The organism is Shinella sp. SUS2 (assembly GCF_001262505.1).
Taxonomy (GTDB): Bacteria; Pseudomonadota; Alphaproteobacteria; order Rhizobiales; family Rhizobiaceae; genus Shinella.
This window is the reverse complement of the sequence record NZ_KQ410731.1, coordinates 242,556-261,734: the sequence shown is the minus strand read 5'-3', so window position 1 is coordinate 261,734 and position 19,179 is coordinate 242,556. Positions and strand designations below refer to the sequence as shown.

At 64.5% G+C, this 19,179-nt stretch carries 15 protein-coding genes and 1 other RNA gene; 5 read left to right on the top strand and 11 right to left on the bottom strand.

What is annotated here, in order from left to right; genetic code table 11:
* Positions 1-41 precede the first annotated feature (41 nt).
* The 7 genes from AKG11_RS16045 to AKG11_RS16015 all read right to left on the bottom strand — a co-directional run bounded on the left by AKG11_RS16045 (position 42) and on the right by AKG11_RS16015 (position 5,826).
* On the bottom strand, positions 42-1,553 hold the full coding sequence (locus tag AKG11_RS16045) for a DegQ family serine endoprotease (protein ID WP_371260098.1): 1,512 nt from the start codon (positions 1,551-1,553) through the stop codon (positions 42-44).
* 138 nt (positions 1,554-1,691) lie between these two features.
* Positions 1,692-1,880 carry a DUF2065 domain-containing protein gene (locus AKG11_RS16040; RefSeq protein ID WP_023514440.1) on the bottom strand — a complete coding sequence of 63 codons (189 nt, stop codon included), beginning with the start codon at positions 1,878-1,880 and terminating at the stop codon, positions 1,692-1,694.
* 7 nt (positions 1,881-1,887) lie between these two features.
* Positions 1,888-2,814 (bottom strand): protease modulator HflC, encoded by a 927-nt coding sequence (gene hflC / locus AKG11_RS16035; RefSeq protein ID WP_024270541.1) that lies wholly within the window; start codon positions 2,812-2,814, stop codon positions 1,888-1,890.
* Positions 2,814-3,941 (bottom strand): FtsH protease activity modulator HflK, encoded by a 1,128-nt coding sequence (hflK, locus tag AKG11_RS16030; RefSeq protein WP_023516053.1) that lies wholly within the window; start codon positions 3,939-3,941, stop codon positions 2,814-2,816. The genes hflC and hflK overlap by 1 nt, the downstream gene beginning before the upstream one ends.
* Positions 3,942-4,095: 154 nt before the next feature.
* Positions 4,096-4,617, bottom strand: a complete 522-nt coding sequence (locus tag AKG11_RS16025; protein WP_050744581.1) for a dihydrofolate reductase — start codon at positions 4,615-4,617, stop codon at positions 4,096-4,098.
* 15 nt (positions 4,618-4,632) lie between these two features.
* Positions 4,633-5,427 carry a thymidylate synthase gene (locus tag AKG11_RS16020; RefSeq protein WP_023516051.1) on the bottom strand — a complete coding sequence of 265 codons (795 nt, stop codon included), beginning with the start codon at positions 5,425-5,427 and terminating at the stop codon, positions 4,633-4,635.
* An 87-nt stretch (positions 5,428-5,514) separates the two neighbouring features.
* Positions 5,515-5,826, bottom strand: a complete 312-nt coding sequence (locus AKG11_RS16015; RefSeq protein ID WP_023516050.1) for a DUF2853 family protein — start codon at positions 5,824-5,826, stop codon at positions 5,515-5,517.
* Between the two features lie 238 nt (positions 5,827-6,064).
* Here AKG11_RS16015 and AKG11_RS16010 point away from each other — a divergent pair, with 238 nt between their 5' ends.
* From AKG11_RS16010 to AKG11_RS15995, 5 genes are all read left to right on the top strand, one after another.
* Positions 6,065-7,396 carry a putative bifunctional diguanylate cyclase/phosphodiesterase gene (locus AKG11_RS16010; RefSeq protein ID WP_050744580.1) on the top strand — a complete coding sequence of 444 codons (1,332 nt, stop codon included), beginning with the start codon at positions 6,065-6,067 and terminating at the stop codon, positions 7,394-7,396.
* Between the two features lie 32 nt (positions 7,397-7,428).
* Positions 7,429-7,789: a transfer-messenger RNA gene (gene ssrA / locus AKG11_RS33740) on the top strand.
* A gap of 206 nt (positions 7,790-7,995) precedes the next feature.
* Positions 7,996-8,517: an SspB family protein gene (locus tag AKG11_RS16005; protein WP_024270540.1), complete on the top strand. Its 522-nt coding sequence runs from the start codon at positions 7,996-7,998 to the stop codon at positions 8,515-8,517.
* Positions 8,518-8,526: 9 nt separating this feature from the next.
* Entirely contained in the window at positions 8,527-8,736 is a 210-nt protein-coding gene (locus tag AKG11_RS16000; RefSeq protein ID WP_023514230.1) for a DUF4169 family protein, read from the top strand.
* Between the two features lie 136 nt (positions 8,737-8,872).
* Positions 8,873-9,097: a ribbon-helix-helix domain-containing protein gene (locus AKG11_RS15995; RefSeq protein WP_050744579.1), complete on the top strand. Its 225-nt coding sequence runs from the start codon at positions 8,873-8,875 to the stop codon at positions 9,095-9,097.
* 116 nt (positions 9,098-9,213) lie between these two features.
* Here AKG11_RS15995 and AKG11_RS15990 read toward each other — a convergent pair whose 3' ends face one another.
* The 4 genes from AKG11_RS15990 to AKG11_RS15975 all read right to left on the bottom strand — a co-directional run bounded on the left by AKG11_RS15990 (position 9,214) and on the right by AKG11_RS15975 (position 19,091).
* Positions 9,214-13,011, bottom strand: coding sequence for an AsmA family protein (locus AKG11_RS15990; RefSeq protein WP_050744578.1), 3,798 nt, complete (start codon positions 13,009-13,011; stop codon positions 9,214-9,216).
* A 42-nt stretch (positions 13,012-13,053) separates the two neighbouring features.
* The gene (locus AKG11_RS15985) at positions 13,054-14,475 is read right to left on the bottom strand and encodes an FAD-binding oxidoreductase (RefSeq protein WP_050744577.1); all 1,422 of its coding nucleotides are present in this window, start codon (positions 14,473-14,475) and stop codon (positions 13,054-13,056) included.
* A gap of 264 nt (positions 14,476-14,739) precedes the next feature.
* Positions 14,740-17,916: an efflux RND transporter permease subunit gene (locus AKG11_RS15980; protein ID WP_050744576.1), complete on the bottom strand. Its 3,177-nt coding sequence runs from the start codon at positions 17,914-17,916 to the stop codon at positions 14,740-14,742.
* A complete protein-coding gene (locus AKG11_RS15975; RefSeq protein WP_023514225.1) occupies positions 17,916-19,091 on the bottom strand; it encodes an efflux RND transporter periplasmic adaptor subunit in 1,176 nt (391 codons plus the stop codon). Before AKG11_RS15975 ends, AKG11_RS15980 begins: the two co-directional genes overlap by 1 nt.
* Between the last annotated feature and the right edge of the window lie 88 nt (positions 19,092-19,179).

Here is a 19,179-nt window from a genome sequence, read left to right as displayed (position 1 = left end):
GTTTTTCGGCTTTCGCCTGCAAACCCTTGGCGGGACTCGCCTTAATCGATGCGCACGGTGATGTAACGCAGCGCTCCGGTGCGGTTGGCGATCATCATCAGCGCGTTGCGGCGGTCTTCGGACTTCAGCTTGGCGATTCGGGCCTTGACCTCTTCCGCCGTCGCTACCGCCTCCTGGCCGATCTCGACGATGACGTCGCCGGGCACGATGCCGCGTTCGGCGGCAGCCGAATCGGGCGCCACCTCGGTGATCACGACGCCCTTGACGCTTTCGACGATCTCGAAGGTCTTGCGCGCCTCCTCGCCGAGGTCGCTGATGCCCATGCCAAGCACCATGTCGGCCTTGCTGGGCTGGGCTTCGCCGGTCTCGGGCGTCGTGCCTTCCTCCGTCGTGCCCTCGTCCTGGGTCACCTCGTCATCCTCGGCCTGCTTCTCGCCGTCCTCGAGGCGGCCAAGCGTGACCTTGACGGTCATCTCCTTGCCGTCGCGCAGCAATACGACGTCGACCGCCTTGCCGACCGGGCTTTCGGCAACGACGCGCGGCAGGTCGCGCATCTCGTCGACATCCTTGCCGTCGAAGCGGGTGATGACATCACCGGTCATGATCGAGCCGTTGTCGACCGGCCCGCCCTTGATGATGCCGGCAACGAGCGCGCCCTTGGCCTCGCTCATGCCGATGCTTTCGGCAATGTCGTCGGTGACCGGCTGGATGCGTACGCCGAGCCAGCCGCGCCGCGTCTCGCCGAAATCGCGCAGCTGCATGAAGATGTTCTGCGCAAGCTCCGTCGGCACGGAGAAACCGATGCCGATCGACCCGCCGGAAGGCGAAATGATCGCCGTGTTGATGCCGATGACCTCGCCCTTCATGTTGAACAGCGGACCGCCGGAATTGCCGCGGTTGATGGCGGCGTCCGTCTGGATGAAGTTGTCGTAGGGGCCAGCATTGATGTTGCGCCCCCGCGCGGAAATGATGCCGACGGTCACCGAGCCGCCAAGGCCGAACGGGTTGCCGATCGCCATCACCCAGTCACCGATGCGCATGGTGCGGGAATCGCCGAACGGCACCGCCTTCAGCGGCGATTTCGGCTCGACCTTCAAGAGCGCCAGATCGGTTTTCGGGTCGGTGCCGACGAGTTTTGCCTTCAGCTTGGAACCGTTGGCGAAATTCACCTCGATGTCGTCGGCTCCCTCGATGACATGGTTGTTCGTGGCGATGAAACCCGAAGGGTCGATGACGAAGCCGGAACCGAGCGAGTTGACGGTCTGGCCCTGGTTGGAGCCCTCGCCCCCCTCACCCTTGAAGAATTCGTCGAAGAAATCCTGGAAGGGCGAACCTTCCGGCACCTGCGGGATGGGCGCCTTGTCGTCGCTCTTGACGTTCTGCGAGGTGGAGATGTTCACCACGGCGTCGAGCAGGTTTTCGGCAAGATCGGCGACCGATTCCGGGCCGTTCGGCTTGACCTGCGCAGCTGCCGGCACGGCAAACGGTCCCCCCGCGACCAGCGAAAAACTCACCGCGAGTGCGAGTGCCGCATGGGCAACGCTGGACCTCATCTTCAAAGCCATGGTCGGCATCCTCTTTCGTCTGATTGTCGCGGCGAGTGTTTGCCCCGGATACGGCAAAAATCAGTCCGCCGCGCTGAATTCATGTGAAGTCTTGCCCGTCTTCGCAGGCAGCCGCAAGGGCCGCGTTCACGCGCCGCGGATGAACCACACCATGGCGACGCCGAGCGCCACGGCGACGAGCCCGGAGGCACGCAGCTGGCTTTCCGGAATCTGCGGCAGCATTTCCGCCATGCGCTTCAAAATCGAAGGGGCCAGTGCGTACACCAGCCCCTCGATGATCAGGAAGAACGCGATCCCCGTCAGGAAATCGGTCATGCCGTTCTCAGTTTGCGGTCGACGGCGTCGTCGCCGTGCCCGAGGTCACCGGCTTCGCACCGGCGGCATCCTCGAAGTAGCGGAAGAACTCCGACTGCGGCGACAGCACAAGCGTGGTGTCGGAGGTGCTCATCGCATCGCGATAGGCGATCATGGACCGGTAGAAGTCGTAGAAAGCCGCATCCTGGGAGAAGGCTTCGCCGTAGACACGGCTGCGTTCGCCGTCGCCCTCGCCTCGCAGGATTTCCGAATCGCGCTGCGCGGCGGCGACGAACTCGACGACCTGACGGTCGGCGATGGCGCGGCGGCGCTGGCCTTCTTCGTTACCACGGGCACGGATGAGTTCGGCTTCCGCCAGACGCTCGGCCTTCATACGGTCATAGGTCTGCTGCGAGACTTCCTGCGTCAGGTCCGTACGACGGATACGAACGTCGGAGATCGTGAGGCCGAGGCTCGAGGCATCGTTCGTCAGTTCGCCGCGCACTTCACGCATCATCGAGGCGCGCTCTTCGGAAAGAGCGGACTCGAAGCCGCGCAGACCGTAGACCCGGCGCAGGGCCGCGTCGAGACGGGTACGCAGGCGCGCTTCAGCCGATTCCCGGTCGCCCGAAACCGTTTCGCGGAAGCGGCGGGCATCGGTGATCTTGTAGACCACGAAGGCATCGACCTCGTAGAACTTGCCGCCCGAGACCTGGACGCGGATGTTGTCGAGATCGAAGCGCAGCGCCTGATCCTGGATGTACTGCACGCTGTCAGCATCCATGAAGCCGAAGGGCAGCTTGAAGTAGAGGCCGGGTTCGGACTTGACGTCCTGGATCTGGCCGAAGCGGATGACGATCGCCTGCTGGCGTTCGTTGACGACGAACACCGAGGAATAGACGATGAAGAGGAGAACGCCGACGGCGATCAGGATTGCCGGTATACGGTTGCCCATTACTGCGTGCCTCCCGCCTGCTGGCCGGTGGTGCGGCCGAGTTCATTGAGGGGAAGGAAGGGAACCACACCCTGGCCGCCCTGCTTCTCGTCAATGATGACCTTCTTGGAGTTCTTCATCACGTCTTCCATGGTTTCAAGGAAAAGACGCTTGCGGGTGACATCGGGCGCTACCTTGTACTGTTCGTAGATGGAGAGGAAGCGCGCCGCCTCACCTTCCGCTTCCTTGACGACACGGTCCTTGTAGGCGGCCGCCTCTTCGCGGATCTGCGCCGACTGACCGCGGGCAAGACCCAGCTTCTGGTTGGCGTACTGGTTGGCTTCCTCGACGAAGCGGTCTTCGTCCTGTTCGGCGCGCTGCACTTCGTCGAAGGCGTCGGCGACCTCGCGCGGCGGGGCCGCGTCCTCGATGGCGACGGTGTTGATCGAGATGCCGGCGCCGTAAGCGTCCATGGTCGCCTGGATCGTCGTCTTCACGCCCTCCGCGATGGCCTGACGGTTGTCGCGGAAAATGTCCTGGGCGGGGCGGCGGCCGACGACTTCGCGCATGGCGCTTTCGGAAACCTGCTGCAGCGTCTCCGCCGGGTATTCGAGATTGAAGAGGTAGGACTGCGGATCCGTGACCGAATAGAGCACCGAGAACTGCACGTTGACGATGTTCTGATCACCCGTGAGCATCAGGCCGGAATTTTCGGCATTCGACGAGGCCGAGCGGCGGCCGATATTCTGTTGCTGCTCGGTGATCTTGACGAGTTCGACGGTTTCGAGCGGCCAGAGGTGGAAATGCAGGCCGGGCATGGCGACTTCCTGCTTCGGCTTGCCGAAGCGCAGCTCGACGCCGCGTTCGTCCGGCTGAACGGTGTAGATGGCGTTCATCAGCCAGAAGACGCCGACAAGAAGCAGCGCGATGACCACGACGCCGCCATTGATGCCACCAGGCATGACGTTCTTCAGCTGATCCTGGCCGCGCCGGATGATATCCTCAAGGTCGGGCGGGCCGCCATTGCCGCTTCCGCCGCCGCCGCGGGGCCGGTTCGGACCCTGCCCCCATGGCCCCTGATTGTTTCCACCACCGCCGCTGCCGCCGCCCCAAGGGCCGCCGCCGCCGTTCTGATTGCTCCAGGGCATCAATACCTCTTTCTTTAAATCCCTACGTGCCGCGCTTCGCGGAATGTTTCACCGCGCTACGCGAGGTGAACCCGTTATAGGTATCACTCCGGCACCTTTCAACAAATCCGCGTGAGCTTGCCGGCTTGTGCGGCAAAATAGTTCGTGATCGGGGCTACAGGACCGCTTTTCGACGCCAGGTGACGAAGCGCATGGCGTGGCTGTCCTTCTCTCCCCGCGGAATCGGCTCGTCCACCACTTTTTCGAAGACTGCCGGATCGATATCGGGAAAGCGCGCATCGCCCTCCACATCCGCCTGGACATGGGTGACGTGCAGGATGTCCGCCCGGTCGAAGGCCTGCGCATAGATCTGCCCGCCGCCGATGACGCAGATCTCCTCCACGCCAAGTCCTTCCGCCTCACGGCGGGCAGCGGAAAGCCCGGCGTCGAGCGAGGAAACGACCGCAGCGCCGGGTGCGGAAAACGACACATCACGGGTGATGACGATGTTCGGTCTGCCCGGCAGCGGCTTGCCGATCGATTCCCAGGTCTTCCGCCCCATCACCACCGGCTTGCCCAGCGTCAACTGCTTGAAGCGCTTGAGATCCGACGGCAGGCGCCACGGCAGGTCGCCGTCGCGGCCGATGACGCCGTTCCTGGCGGCAGCCACGACGAGGACGATCTTGGCTTCAGTCATGCGAGTACCCGAAAATCAGACGGCGATGGGCGCCTTGATGGTTGAATCGGCTTCATAGCCAATCAGGGTGAAGTCCTCGAATTTGAAGGAGAAAAGGTCCTTCACATCGGGATTGAGCTTCATGAAGGGCAAGGGCTTCGGGCGGCGGGCCATCTGGGTGCGCACCTGCTCGAAATGGTTGGAGTAGATATGCGCGTCACCCAGCGTATGCACGAAATCACCCGGCTGCAGGCCGGTCGCCTGCGCCACCATCATGGTCAGCAGCGCATAGGAGGCGATGTTGAAGGGCACGCCGAGGAAGATGTCGGCGGAACGCTGGTAGAGCTGGCAGGAGAGCTTTCCGTCCGCCACGTAGAACTGGAACAGGCAATGGCAGGGCGGCAACGCCATCTCGTCGACCAGCGCCGGGTTCCAGGCCGAGACGATATGACGGCGGGAATTCGGATTGCGCCGGATACTGTCGACGACGGCGACGATCTGGTCGAGATGGCGGCCGTCATGGGTCGGCCAGGAGCGCCACTGGTAGCCGTAGACCGGGCCGAGTTCACCCTCGGCATCCGCCCACTCGTCCCAGATGGTGACACCGTTCTCATGGAGATAGCCGATGTTGGTGTCACCCTTCAGGAACCACAGGAGCTCATGGATGATCGAGCGCAGATGCAGCTTCTTGGTGGTCAGAACCGGAAAACCTTCCGAGAGATCGAAGCGCATCTGGTAGCCGAAGACGCCACGCGTGCCCGTGCCGGTCCGGTCGCCGCGGTCGGTACCGTTTTCCATCACATGGGCGAGAAGGTCGAGATATTGCTGCATGGTCGCCGCCGATTCGTTGTCCAGCGTGAGATACTAGAGCGGGAACGGCGGCGGCCAAAGCGTGAAATCGGGTTGTCCCGGATTTCCTCAGGCGAGCGCGCCGAGCGTGCCGAGTTCCTTTGCGGTGAGGTAATAGAAGGTGACGCGCGATTTCGTGCGGTCGTCGGCCATCGCCTTGCAGACGGCCTCCACCGCCTTGTCGGCAGCCTCGCCTGTGATGCCGAACTTCTTGGCGCACCACTTTTCCTTGACGCGGTTCAGCTCTTCCGGGTCGGAGCAGGAGACGAGCGAGGAGTCCCGGTTGCGCAGCGCGATGCCGAGATGGCTCACGATCTTCTTGACGATGGCCTCGTCCGCACCACTGTCATACTTGCGGACGTCTGCGAGATAATCGGTCATGGCATCTCCTCTCCGATTGCGCGGCCGCCGCCGTCATGGCGCACCGGCCGACGGCCATGTTTTTCAAGCCGCTCCGGCAAGTCAAGCGCTAATAAAGCGCCAGCGAAAGCCTCCACATGGCGCAGCCCCCGCTCGTCTGGGTTTTACTGCGCGATATTTTTGCACTTTCTGAAGGAATTTCCGCTACAGCTATCTGCACAAGGCCTGATGGACCACCCCACCGCGAGTACCCCCGCATGTGAGACAGACTGACGACTATTCCGATCGTTTCCGGCTCGTCTATGCCACGGCCTCCCTCGCCGCAGGCGTGTTGACGGCCGGCTGGGGCCTCGTCTTCGCGGCGATGCAGGAATGGTCGATGGTCGCCATGGACGTGGCGCTGGTCACCGTCGCGATCGCCAGCTTCGTGCTCGCCCGGCGCCGCCAGCTGACCGCTGCCATCTTCCTTTCCCAGGTCGCCTTCCTCGTCATCATCGCCGCCTTCTGCCTGCTGTTCGACGTGCCGAACGACATCGCCCCGCGGGTCTCGCATCTCTTCCTGCTCGTGCTGGCGATGATCGGCTATATCAACTACCAGCAACGCCCGTCGCGCCGGCAGCTCGCCATCGTCGCGCTCTCGCTTGCGACTTTTGTCGTCTTCGCCAGCACGCAGGTCGCCCTGCCCTTCGCCCGGCCGATTTCCAACGATTTCCGCTTCGTCGGATCGTGGGTCAACGTGACGATCGCCGTCACCATGCTGTGTGGCTGCCTCTACATGATGCGGCAGGAATTCGCCCGCAATCTCGGACGGGAGCGCGACATCACCGCCGCGCTGAAGAACCGGGAATTCGAGCTGTTCTACCAGCCGCAGGTGGACCAGACGGGCACGGTCACCGGCGCGGAGGCGCTGTTGCGCTGGCGGCGGCCGGACGGCAACTTCGTGTCGCCTGCCGAATTCATCCCCATCGCCGAGCAGGCAGGCCTGATGCCCGCGATCGGCGACTGGGTGCTGAACGAGGCTCTCAAGACGCTCTCCTTCTGGCAACAGGACGAAGCAACCCGTCACCTGAGGCTCGCGGTCAATGTCAGCGCCGACCAGTTCATGAAGGTCGACTTTGCCGACACCGTGCTCGCCCGGATCCGCGCGCAGGACATCGACCCGGCACGCCTCAAGCTGGAGCTGACCGAAAGCATGATGGCGAACGACGTCGATGCCATCGCGGAGAAGATGGGCGTGCTGCGCGCCGCCGGCCTCACCCTCTCGCTCGACGATTTCGGCACCGGCTATTCCTCGCTCAGCCATCTGCGCCGCCTGCCGATCCAGGAGATCAAGATCGACCGCTCCTTCGTCAAGGACGCCCCGGAGAGCAAACGCAACCGCCTGCTGCTCAAGAGCATCTTCGACATCGCCCGCACGCTGGACCTGTCCGTCGTCGCCGAAGGCATCGAGGCGAAGGAACAGTTCCTGCTCCTGCAATCCTTCGGCGGCATGGCCTTCCAGGGCTTCTATTTCGGCCGCCCGGTCCCGCTTGCCGACTTCCAGAAGCAATGGACGGCGGAAACCCCGCCCCCGCTCGCCGAAACCGCCTGAACCGAAAAACTTTGCCAAATCCCTGTCACAAAGCCCTTTTCTTGAAGGCCGAGAGCGCCTATATGAAGGGTGCTGCCTCGGCAGCTATGGCAATAAACGGGCGGTGTAATAAACCCATTGGACCCGGGGGCGGTACCCGGCGCCTCCACCAAAAACCGGTCTTTCCAAGCAGACCGGCTTTTGATGGGGGCGAAATAGGATCGACAAGGGCGTAAAGATCGACTTTTTGCTCGGCATTGTACCACCGTTATCGGGCTAAACTTGTAGTTGCAAACGACAACTATGCGGAAGCTCGTCTCGCTGCCTAATGGCGGTGTGACACTTCACTCAAAGTCCTGACGGGTCGCACCGGCAGGCGGGGTCCGAAGGCACCTGGCAACAGAAGCCTTCACCTTCTCCAATCCCTTGAAATGGTCTATAGCTGTGCCAGATGACTCGTGCCCTAGGGTATGAGGCCAACGCAATTCCAGCAAAAGCGTGAAGCGGTTTTGCTGGAATTGCGTTGAAACAAGAGACGGAGCCTTTCTGCAATTCGACGAAAAGCGGAAGTGCTCTCATGCAATGCCTGAACACAAAGGCTGGAAGAAAGACAGGAACGGATGGCGCAAGACCACATTCGCTATGACATTCTCGCCCAGGACGCGCTGCGCAGCGTCATCCGCAAGGTTTTGTCCGAAATTGCGGTCACCGGCCATCTGCCGGGCGAGCACCACTTCTTCATCACGTTCCTGACCAACGCCCCCGGCGTGCGCATCTCGCAGCACCTGAAGGCAAAATATGCCGAGCAGATGACCATCGTCATCCAGCATCAGTTCTGGGACCTCAAAGTCACGGAAAGCCTGTTCGAGATCGGCCTCTCCTTCTCCGACACGCCGGAAAAGCTCGTCATCCCGTTCAACGCCATCCGCGGCTTCTATGACCCGTCGGTAAGCTTCGAACTGGAATTCGACGTACCGGCCGTCGAGGAAGAGGAAGAACACTCCGCCGAGATCACCGCCTACCCCGTCGCTGCGGAAAAAACCGAAGAAACCACCGAGGACCCGACGCCGCCGACCGGTGGCGACGACAACAACAAGGGTGGTTCCGTCGTTTCGCTCGATTCCTTCCGCAAGAAGAACTGAGGCCGCGCGATGAGCGGCGACGTCGTCAATCTCCGCCAGGTTCGCAAGCAGAAGGCCCGCTCCGAAAAAGAGAAGCAGGCCGAGCAGAACCGCATCAGCTTTGGCCGCACCAAGGCGGAGAAGACACTGACGCGCACGCTGAACGACAAGGCGCAGAAGGCGTTCGAACAGGGCCAGCTGGAACGGCCGGAAGACGATCCCAAGAACGGCAAAGGCTGATCTTTCAAGCCCTTGCCGAAAGAAGCGGAATCGATCCGTCAGAAGGCTGCGGCATTTGTCGAAGCAGCAGGGCGCGCCCGTTGGCTCTCGCACATGGAGCGGCTCCAGACGGACGGCACCTTTGTGGGGGACGGGCATGATCCGCAAATATTCGACCACCCTGCACGGCCACCGTACGAGCTTCTCGCTCGAGCCCGCCTTTCACGACGAGCTGAAGGCCATCGCCGTCGAGCGCGATCTACCGCTCGCCGCCCTCATCCGCGACATCGACGACGAAAGGGGCATCGAGGGCAACCTGTCCTCGGCCCTGCGCCTTCATGTGCTGGGCTGGCTGAAACGCAAGGCGAACGGCGCGGCGTAAAGCAAGCCCCCCGCAAAACGCTGCGGCGCTCCTGATGCGCGCCTTCCGCGGCCGCAAATCCCGTTTCCGGGTCGCGCGGTGCGCCGGCATCCGGCCCTTGCCCTTCCCGGAACGGTTCAGTTCACACCGGGCAGCCCATCGAAATTGAGGTTCTGTCCACTGTCGAGCGGCGGCAGTTCACCGCCACGCTCCACGCCTTCGCCCGGCAGGACGGGCAGGCGGCGGCGCTCCGCCTCGTCCTCGGCCCGGCTGGCCTCCGCCGCCGCGCGCTGTTCGGCAAGACGGCGGGCCTGCTCCTCGGCCTCCCGCAGGCGGCGTTCGTCGTCCGCAGCCTTGCGGCGGGCACGCTCGGCGGCTTCGGCGGCCTCCCGCGCGCTCCGTTCCCGCTCGACGCGCTCGCGTGCCTCGGTGCGGCGGCGCTGCTCCTCCTCCATCTGCAGGCGCATCGCTTCGGCAAGCGCGGCGCGCGCTTCCGCACGCGAGCGATAGAGCGCGGCCTCACGCCGAAGGCGCTGCTTTTCCAGCACGTTTGCCTGCAAGGTTTCCACCCGGCGCCGCTCCGTCTCGAAGCGCCGCAGCGAGAGGAAGTTGGCAAGCGGCTGCACGTCGAGTGCCACGCCTGGCGCCTCCACGAGGCCGCGATAGTCGAGTGCCACCTCGGGTTCCGCCCCCGCCAGCGCGTCCTCGCCAGCCGCATAGGTGACGGACAGCCGACCCGCCAACATATCGCCGGCAAGATCGATATCCGCATCGCCGGAGAAGGCCGCCTTGCCGTCGCCTGCGGCCACGCTCTGGACGCGCAGTTTGCCACCGGCAAGCGCAAAGGGCAGGCGCACGGTGCCCAGCACCGCTTCGCCCGCGAGAATCGCATCCGCCGCAAACCCGGCGACGCGCTCGGGCGTGATATCGCCCTCGATGCCATCGGCCGCCTTTAGCAGCGCCGGCAACACGCCGGTATCGATCCCACGCAGGGTGAGATCGGAGATTTGCGCCTCGCCCGAACCGCTGGCGCCCTCGACCATGGCACGCACGCTTTTGCCCGAGGCATCGACAGCCAGCGTCACATCCGCCTTGCCCGTCGCGACGGCCCCAAGCGGGCCCGCCCAGACGATCTTCGCCAGATCAACACCCGACAGGTCCGCCCGCGCCTCGAACAGGCCATTCTCGTCCGCATTGGCGACCTTGAGGCGCCCGGCCAGCCGGCCACCCAGCCAGTCGCCCGCCATATCGGTCAGCGTCAACTCGCCACCCTTCCAGACGAGATTGCCCGAAAAGCCCTCCACGGCCCCATAGAGGCCCGGCCAGAAGGCCCCCGCCTCCAGCGCGACGGAGAGATCGGCGGCATCCTGAAGCGGCTGCACGAGCGGCGCCGCGTTCAGCCCGCCGTCGAGCACATCCGTCACCGGCCCAGCGACGGCTTCGGCGAGGAAGGCGAAATCCACCGTATCAAAGCGCAGCGCGCCCGTGCCCTTGAGCACCGGCGCCGTGCGATCGAGCGTGAGGCGGCCGGAAAAGGCGTTGCGGTCGGCCTCCCCGGCGATATCGGTGATCGTGATCGCCGCAGCGCTCGTCGCCACCGATGCCTGCAACGCGAGCGGAAGGCCTGCGCCGGCCTGCGGCACGGCGATACCGTTCATCATCAGATAAGGCTCGATGTCATCGCTCTTCGCCGAAAGGGCGAGCATACCGGCCGGGAAATCGGCCGCGGAGAGCGCAGCCGTGCCCTTGGCCGAGATCGTCGTACTGCCGGCGCTGAAGGCGACGGAGACATCGGCCGGTCCCTCTTCCGGCTGCTTGACACGGAAGGTGACGCTGCCATCCGGATCCGCATCAAAGGGCAACGGGTCAAGCCCGATCTGCCCGGCCAGCACCACCGACTGCGGATTGAAGATGCTGCCCTCAAGCTCGAAATTGCGCCCCGCCAGAAGGTCCGCGGGCGTCGCGGCGGAAAGCTTCATTTCGACCCGTCCGTCATTGACGGGGCCGCTGATCGTCACGGTCGCCGGATCGCCCGCCTCGCCGGAAACGGCCAGCCGAACGGCAAGGTCCGCATTGTCGTAATAGCCGGCATTGGCGAGGAAACGGGCAAGCACCGGATGCTGGGGCAGATGCCGCGCCAGAAGCTCGGCCACCGGACGCATCGCAGCCGCCTTCACCGTCATGTCGAGCCCGGCGCTCGGCGCAAAGAGCGAACCGCCCAGCGTGCCGCTGGCCGAAAGGGTAACACCATCCAGCGCGGCGATGTTCAGGCGGCTCAAGGTCAGAAGGCCGTCCTTGATGGACAGCGCCGCGCTGACGCCGGAGGCACTTTCACCGAAGGCGAGGAAACGGTCAGCCTTGATATCGAGCGCGATCGAATGGTCCAGCACGGCGGAAAGCGAGGTATCTCCCGCCACCAGGCCGACAAGCGCCTGCAGCGATTCCAGCGCAACCTCGTTGCCGCGCAACTGCAGCGACAGCGTGGGAACATCCGCACGTGACTCGCGCTCCATGCGGCCGAGCAGCGAGGCGCCACCGATGGCGATCTCGAGATTTTCGAAGCGCTGCAACTCGTCGGTCAGGTTGACCTCGGCGGAAAAACCGGCGGTCTTGAGCTTGCGGATTTCCGGATCCACGGATCCGGCAAGCCAGGTCGCCAGCCCCGAGGGCTGGTTCGAGGCGACCAGCAGATCGCCGACAAAGCCGTGGTTGGCCTTGAGCGTCAGCCGGCCCTTGGCCTCGAGCGTCGTGCGGCCGGGCAGGAGCGCATCCGCCCGGTCGATCTGCCAGCCTTCCCCATCGGGCTTCACATCGAGACGCACCTCGCGCACGGTCGTGTCACCGACCACCACGGCGGGGAGGAACAGGCTGGCGCGGCCGGGCACCTGCGGGATCGGGATATCGGCAGCGATGGCGAGCAGCGCCTGTAGCCGCTGGCGAGCGGAGATCTGCGGGTTGCGGCCCGTCTTGCCGCCCTCCCCGCTGTTGCCGATGCGTGAGACGTCGATCTGCTGGCCATCGGCGATCAAGAGGAATTCCGGCGCACGGCCGGTATCGAGCGTCGCCTCGCCGGTCACCACATAGGGATCCTCGCGCGGGCCGGCTTCAAGGCGGTATTCAGGCACGCGGATGCGCTCGTTGGAAAGTTCGAATTTTCCCGCGACACGGATCGGGTCGGCCGGCCCCTCACCCTTCGGTCGCGGCTTTTCCGAGATGGTGAAGTCGCCGCCATATTGCGGACGGAAATCGACGACCTTCAGCGCACCGTCCAGATCGGCAGTGAAGGCAAGCCGGTCGGGCACGATGCGGGCGCGCAGGGAGAGCGCACCATTCTCCACCTGTCCGCTCGAAAGCTGGAACGCCCCGCTCTCGCCATCAAGCGATGCGCGCCCGTCGATGCGCCAGGGGCCGCCGAGCGATTTCGCCGAAACCTGTGCATCGAGGCCGGTGACACGGCGGGTGCGGCCAGTCTGGGCATCGACGAATTCGATCTCTCCGCCGGATATCGCGACGCTTTCCAGGATGACGGTGCGGGCGGGAATATCGGACTTGCGGCCGCGCGCCCAATCCAGCGTGCCGTCCTCGAAAAGCTTGATGCGCGCCTTCGGCTCCTCGATGCGCATATCGAAGATCAGCGCCTCGCCGGAGAGGAACGGGGCCAGTTCCGCATCCATGGAGAAACGCGCAATCTCGACCAGCGGCTGGCCATCCTCCGGCGCGCCGACACGCACGTCGTTGAGCGTCACGGAAGGGAACGGGATCAGGCGTGCGTCGACGCTGCCATGCACCACGACGGTGCGGCCCATGATGCGGCTCGCCTCGCGTTCAAAATCCTGGCGGAAGCTGGTCCAGTCGACGAAAAGCGGAGCAAGCAGCGCCGCAAAGAGCGCCACGACCACCAAGCCGCCAACGAAGAGCATGATTCTGGAAAGCACGCCGCCTGCCTTGAATTTCGTTTCACCGCCTCAGGATAACGACTAATTGCCTGAGAGGGTCGAAAAAATCTTGCCGGGATTCAGAATGTTGTCCGGGTCGAGCGCCTGCTTGATCTGCCGCATCAGCTGGACCGTGCCACCGAGCTCACCCGGCAGAAAGGCCTGTTTGCCCTGGCCTATACCGTGTTCGCCGGTGCAGGTGCCGTCCATGGCAAGCGCCCGGGCGTTGAGCCGGCCGACGAAAGCCTCGACCTTGGCAACATGCGCCGGATCCTTGTCGTCGAAGACGAGGCTGACATGGAAATTTCCGTCGCCCGCATGGCCGACGATCGGCGCTAGAAGCCCGTGTTCCTCGATGTCGCGCTCGGTTTCCGCCACGCAATCGGCAAGGCGCGAGATCGGTACGCAGACATCGGTGGCGATCGCCTCCCAACCGGGTCGCAGCGCCTTGGCCGACCAGTAAACATTGTGCCGCGCCTTCCAGAGTTTCGCGCGCTCCTCCGCATCCGCGCTCCACTGGAAGGTCCCACCGCCGCATTCGGCGGCGATCGCACCGAACTCCTCCGATTGCAGGCGAACGCTGTCCTCATTGCCGTGAAACTCGACGAAGAGCGTCGGCTGCTCGGGCAGCGTCAGGCCCGAATAGGCGTTGCAAGCCTTGATCTGCAGCGTGTTGACAAGCTCGATGCGGGCGACGGGAATGCCGAGCTGGATGGTCATGATGACGGCATCACAGGCATCCTTCAGCGTCGGGAAGCCGCAGATGCCGCCGGCGATGACCGACGGGATGCCCTGCAGGCGCAGCGTCACCGAGGTCAGCACGCCGAGTGTGCCCTCCGCCCCGACGAAGAGCCGCGTCAGGTCGTATCCGGCGGAGGATTTTCGCGCCCGGCGGGCGGTGCGGATTTCCTCGCCGGTGGCTGTCACAGCGGTGACGGCGAGCACATTGTCCTTCATCGTGCCGTAGCGCACGGCATTGGTGCCGGAGGCGCGTGTCGAGGTCATGCCGCCGATCGACGCATTCGCGCCGGGGTCGATCGGGAAGAACAGGCCGGTATCGCGCAGATAGACGTTCAGCTCCTCGCGCGTGATGCCGGGCTCGACCGTGCAGTCGAGGTCCTCGGCATTGACTTCCAGGACTCGCTTCATGTTGCTGAAATCGATGGAAATGCCACCATTCGGCGCATTCACCTGCCCCTCCAGCGAAGAGCCCGTGCCGAAGGGGATGACGGGAACCTTCAGCTCCGCGCAAAGCGAGACCACAGCCTTCACTTCTTCGGCACTCTCGACGAAGACGACACCGTCAGGCAGCTGGGCGGGAATATAGGTCGTCGTGTGTGCATGCTGGGCGCGGATCGCCTCACCCGTCTGGAATCGCGTGCCGAAACGCTCCGCCAGGCGCGGCAGTGCCGCTGCGATGCCCTCGTGGTTGCGTGCGCCGCCCCTGATATCCGCCAAAGCCATCGTAAAATCCTCAACTCCGTGGGGATTTACTCAGCAAATTGAGGAGCGGCTGTCCAGCCGCAATTGCACAAAGGATAAAAGTCGTGGCCGCCCTCATCCCGGCCTGTCGGCCACCGTCTCCCCGCAAGCGGGGCGAAGGGGTATGCCGATCTGATTTCCACACCCCATGCCCGTTTGCGGGGCAAGTCCCCTCTCCTTGCTTGTGGGGAGAGGGTTAGTGCGAGGGTGAGGGCAAATCACGGCAAGGGATAGCACCGCCGGCCTTCACTCCGCCGCCTGTGGCAAGACAGCCGCCGGCTGCGGCAGCGCCGTGTCGTCGCGCCGCCCCAGCGTCTCGGCATGGGCAAGCTCGGCGGCAAGGCGCTTTTCTTCGTCGGCATGCGGGCTGGTGAAGCGGGCGATGACAAGATAGGCGACGGGCGTCAGGTAGAGCGTGACCACGGTCGCAAGGCCGAGGCCGCCGACGAGCACCCAGCCGAGCGAGATGCGCGCCTCTGCGCCCGCGCCGCTGGCAAGGATCAGCGGCACCGCACCGACGACCGTGGCGATCATTGTCATCATGACGGGCCGCAGGCGGATATTCGAGGCGTTCTCTATGGCGCTGCGGATATCTTGCCCGCGGTCACGCAGCTGGTTGGCGAATTCGACGATCAGGATGCCGTTCTTCGCCATGATGCCGACAAGCAGCACCAGCCCGATCTGGCTGTAGATATTGAGCGTCGTGCCCGTCACGATCATCGCGAAGACCGCGCAGGCGAGCCCCAGCGGCACCGTCACCATGATAATGATCGCGCTGACGAAGCTTTCGAACTGCGCAGCCAGCACGAGGAAGATGATGGCGAGCGCAAAGCCGAAGGTGATGAAGAGCCCGTTCGAGTTCTCCTGCAGCGTCGCCGCTTCCGCCATGGGCAACACGCGGGAGCCCTCCGGCAGCAGCGGCTCGGCCATTTCCTGAACGAGGGAAAGCGCCTCGCCGAGCGCCAGGCCGTCCTTCAGGCCGGCCGAAAGCGAGACGGCGCGCAGCTGCTGTTCGCGCGAAAGCTGCGGCGCGACGGCCTTTTCCTCCAGCGTGGCGATGGACGACATGGGCACGATCTTGCCGTCACCGGTCTTCAGGAAGATATTTTCGAGATCCATCGGGTCGTTGATCGGCTGTGTCGTCGAGGAGAGCTTGACCGGATAGGCCTGCCCCTCGACATAGATATCGACGACGCTCGTGCCTTCGAGCATGGCCTGCAACGCGGCCGAAAGGCCGGTGATGTCAATGCCGAGATCGGCGGCGCGCTCGCGGTCGACGGTTACGGAAAGCTGCGCCTGGTTGGCCTCGTAGTTCAGCCGCACGTTCTGGAAGCGGCCGCTGTCCTCGATCTTTCGCACGAGTTCAGCCGCGGCATTGCCGAGCTTGGTATAGTCGTTGCCGACCAGCGCGACCTGCAGGCCGTTGCCGGCGCCACGGATGCCGAGGCTGTTCGGCTGCATGGCGAAGGCGCGCACCGAGGGCACGGAACCGACCGCCGCGTTGATGTCCTGCACGATCGCCTGCTGCGTGCGCTCGCGCTCGCCCCAGGGCGCCAGCGTCAGCACCATGAAACCGCTGTTCGTCGAGCCGCCCTGGCCGGAGATCGAGAAGATGTTGATGATCTCGCCATCCTCGTAGAGCGGGCGCAGCTTGTTCTCGATCAGCTTCATCTGGTCCTGCGCATATTCCAGCGACACACCCTGCGGCGCGTTCACGCGCAGCATGACCATGGACCGGTCCTCGCTCGGCGTCAGCTCGGACTTGATGGTGAAGAAGGAGGTGGCGCCAGCCGCGGTGAAGAGCAGCGCGACGACGAAGACGATGAAGGGCGCGCCGAGGCAGGCGCTCAGCGTCGAGCAGTAGAAGCGCGACGCCGCTCCGCCGATACGGGCGAGAAGGCCGCTATGCCCGTGCGTCACGTCCTTGGTCAGCATGCGCGAGGCGAGCATCGGGCAGAGCGTCAGCGCGACGAAGGACGACAGGAGGATAGCGAAGGCGAGCACGAAGCCGAACTCGCGGAAAAGCCGCCCGGCCTGACCGGGCAGGAAGGAGAGCGGTACGAAGACGGCGGCGAGCGTCGCGGTGGTCGCGATGACCGCGAAGAACACTTCCAGCGTGCCGAGGATGGCGGCGGCGCGCGGCTTCAAGCCCTCGGCACGGCGGCGCACGATATTTTCGAGGACGACGATCGCATCGTCCACCACGAGGCCCGTCGCCAGCACGATGGCAAGCAATGTCAGGATGTTGACGGAGAAGCCGGCCATGTAGATGGCCGCAATCGTGCCGATGAGCGCGATCGGCATGCTGATCGTCGGGATCAGCGTCGCGCGCCAGTCGAGCAGAAAGAGATAGATGACGAGCGTGACGATGACGACGGCGACGACGAGTGCGATCTCCACCTCGTGGATCGCACCCTCGATGAAGACGGCGTCATCGCTGGTGATCTTGATCTCGGTGCCTTCGGGCAGGATGTTGTCGAACTGCGCCACCATCTGCTTTACACCGTTGGAGATGTCGAGCGTGTTGGATTGCGCCTGGCGGATGATGCCGAGACCGATGCCCTGGCGACCGTTGGAGCGCAGCGCGGTCGAGCCTTCGTCCGGCCCCATCGTCACCATGGAGACGTCACCGAGGCGAACGCGGTTCTTCAGGATGAGGTTTTCGAAGTCGGCGGGCGTCGTCAGGTCCGCGGTTGCGCGCACCGTGATGTCCTGGCTCTGGCTCTTCAGCGAGCCGGCAGGCACGTCGAAGGCGGCGGTGGCAAGCGCATTGCGCAGGTCCGCGACCGTCAGCCCGCGCGCGGCGAGCTTGGACTGGTCGACATCGACGCGAAAGATCTTCTCCTGGTCGCCATAGACGGCGACATCGGCAACACCCTCGACGGACGCGAGCCGGTCGGTGATCTCGTTTTCGGCGAGAAGCGTCAGGTCTTCGAGCGACAGCCTGTCCGAGGTCAGCGCCAGGCGCATGATCGGCTGGCTGTCCGCATCCGCCTTCACGACGCGCGGCTCGTCGGCGCCGTCGGGAAGCTGGTTCGCCACCCGGCCGAGCGCATCGCGCACGTCGTTGGCGGCCTGGTTGACGTCGGTCGTATCGGAGAATTGCAAGGTGACGCGGCTGCGTTCGAAGGAGGAGGACGAGGAGATGTCCTTGATGCCCTGGACCCGCGAGACCGCGCCTTCGATCACGTCCGTCAGCTCGCGGTCGACGGTTTCCGGTGAGGCGCCGTCGAACTCCGTCGAGACGCTGATGACCGGCTGGTCGACGGAGGGAAGCTCGCGAATCTCCACACCGTTGAAGGCGGCAAGGCCGGCGACGACGATCAGCGTGTTGAGCACGAGGGCGAAGATCGGCCGGCGGATGAAGAGCGCGGTGAAACCCGCCTTGCCGGACGTGTCGAGCGCGTTCCCCTCCCCCGACATCACGACCCCTCCGCCACGGAGGAGGTCGTCTGCTGGTCACGCTCCCGCGCCGCCGTGCGCACCGCGCCGCCCGGCCGCAGCGTCTGCACGCCCTCGGTGACGATCTGGTCGCCCTCGGCGATCTCAGCCTTCACCAGAACCTTGTCCGGATTGCGCTGCACGATGTGAACCGGCACGCGCTCGACCTTTTCATCCTTGACGCGCCAGACATAGGAGCCATCGGCGCTCCACTGCACGGAAAGCGGATCGACGCTCGGATAAAGGTCGCCGGCAAAGCGCATGGTCACCTGGAAGGACATGCCCGCGCGCAGGAGATCCTCGGGATTGTCGATCTGGGCGCGCACGCGCAGTGTTCGGCTTTCCTGGTCGATGCGGTTGTCGATCGCCTGCACCTCGCCCGTAAAGGTCTCGCCCGGCCGCGCGACCGCCGTCGCCGTCACGGCGCCACCAACACGCATGCTTGTCGCAAACCGCTCCGGAACCCAGAAATCGACGAGGATTTCCGAGCGGTCGTCGATGCGGGCGATCGCCGAGGCTGTGGTGACATAGTCGCCGGGATTGACGGAGATGATGCCGACGACACCGCCATAGGGCGCGGTGATGTCGCGGCGGCGCAGCGTCAGCTCGGCATTCTGCAGTGCCAGTTCCGCAGCCTGCACCGCCGTCTGGGCGTCCTGCAATTCGGCAATGCTCATGGTGGATTTCAGGTTCTCGATCCGCGTCAGCTTCTGCCGGGCGCTGTCGCGCGCCACGCGCGCCTGATCGGCTGCGATGCGTTGCTCGTCGCTGTCGAGGCGGGCGATCACCTGGCCCTGCTCCACCCGTTCGCCGGACTTCACCAGCACTTCCGTTAGGTTGCCGGTGGCATAGGGCGTGACGGTCACGGTGCGGATCGCCTCGCCGTCGCCGATGGCGTTCAGCCGGTCGTTGACGACCGACATGGCGGCAGGCTTGGTGGCGACAAGCGCCGGTCCGCCACCGAAACCGCCGCGGCGGCCACCTTCGCGGCCGCCCTGCGCCTCACCGTCGCCGGCCGGCGCGATGACCGCCACGAGCGACCCCGGCAGACCCGTGGCCTGCAGCGTGGCGTTTGCCCCGGGCACGAAGCGACCCCAGAGCAAGACCCCGGCCGAAAGGACGCCAAGGCTTATGAGGAGCTGTTTCCAAACCCGCATGCAATCTGTCTCCGAAGGAAGCGAACCGTCGCCTGTTGCGGCGCGACATAGGCCAAGTATCCCGCTTTGAAAATGAACGAGCAATGAA